The sequence below is a fragment of the Ectothiorhodospira shaposhnikovii genome, from assembly GCF_022227765.1.
Classification (GTDB): Bacteria; Pseudomonadota; Gammaproteobacteria; order Ectothiorhodospirales; family Ectothiorhodospiraceae; genus Ectothiorhodospira.
The window spans coordinates 1-936 of sequence record NZ_JAJMLZ010000030.1; the positions used below are offsets into that span (position 1 = coordinate 1).

A 936-nucleotide genomic window follows, 5' to 3' on the forward strand; every position below is an offset into this window, starting at 1 on the left:
ACAACGCACAAAGTAAAGCCCCGTCACTGTCCATGTGACGGGGCTTTGTGTCGCGCGGCCAGGCCAATCCCTGGAATCTTCCGTGAGCCTGAGAGTTCATCCGTGAGCGCCGATACATGGCGACGGGATCAAAATCCCATACCTCCACTATGGATACAACTGCTTGGCGTCAAAAGTGCGAAATGGTTCATATTTTCTTTTGTCGCCCAGGGGGAGGGAATGTCTTTGCGCTCGCAACCAAAGGCCGCTCCCGCAAGGCCAGCCCCGGCTTCGTGGTATTCTGCCCCGACAGTGAACTTCCAGGAGCCGAGTTCCTTCCATGGCTACCCAGCTCAATCTCCCCATCGGCGTACAGGCGTTCGGCAAAATCCGCACCGGCGGATTCTACTATGTGGATAAAACCCCCTACCTTCATCAGCTGATCGATGAAGGCAGCTATTACTTCCTCTCCCGCCCCCGCCGCTTCGGCAAGAGCCTGCTGCTGGACACCCTCAAGGAACTGTTCGAGGCTAACGAGCCCCTGTTCCGTGGTCTTTACATCCACGACCGCTGGGACTGGCAGATCCGCCATCCGGTCGTCCGGATCAGTTTTGCCGATGGGGTGATGGTCAATCGGTCGGCACTGGACACCCGCATCCGGCACCTGCTGCAATCCAACCGGGAACGCCTGGGCATCGAACACAGCGGCGCCCAGGACATCGCTGGCGAGTTTTCCGATCTGATCCGCATGGCCCACCATCAGCACGGCCAGCGGGTGGTGGTCCTGATCGACGAATACGACAAGCCCATCCTGGACAACATCACCGATGCCGACGCGGCCCGCGAACTGCGGGAAGGGCTGAAAAACCTGTATTCCGTCCTCAAGGACGCCGATCCCCATCTGAAATTCTGCCTGCTCACCGGTGTGTCCAAGTTCAGCAAGGTCAGTCTGTTCTC

Annotated in this window: 1 protein-coding gene; it reads left to right on the plus strand. The window is 58.5% G+C overall.

Annotated elements, in window-relative coordinates; translation table 11 throughout:
* Positions 1-319: 319 nt before the first annotated feature.
* On the plus strand, positions 320-936 hold a 617-nt coding region (locus LQD11_RS15430), incomplete at its 3' end, for an ATP-binding protein (RefSeq protein WP_238618348.1).